Origin of the sequence: Pseudomonas sp. 43(2021) (assembly GCF_017490805.1) — a bacterium.
Classification (GTDB): Bacteria; Pseudomonadota; Gammaproteobacteria; order Pseudomonadales; family Pseudomonadaceae; genus Aquipseudomonas.
On record NZ_JAFGYJ010000626.1, the window covers coordinates 1 to 299 of the forward strand.

Sequence of the window (299 nt, forward strand, 5' to 3'; positions counted from 1 at the left end):
TCGAGCAGAACTCACAAATTTTACCTTAGCCTGATTTCCAGCAGTGAAACTGGTCATCAGTCTATATCTATCACATATCCGAATTTTTAAAGAACGATCTGACAAAAGCCAGAAATCAACATTCGAACTGAATGTTCATTTCTAAGTTCTGGCAAGTTACTGCGTACGGCGAAAGTGGTGGAGCCAAGCGGGATCGAACCGCTGACCTCCTGCGTGCAAGGCAGGCGCTCTCCCAGCTGAGCTATGGCCCCGTGTATTCTACGGCTGAACCATGTAATGGTAGGTCTGGGCAGATTTGA

General features: G+C 47.2%; 1 tRNA gene. It reads right to left on the minus strand.

The features are described from left to right. Positions 1–175 precede the first annotated feature (175 nt). A tRNA-Ala gene (locus tag J5M71_RS29035) sits at positions 176–251 on the minus strand. Positions 252–299: the final 48 nt, after the last annotated feature.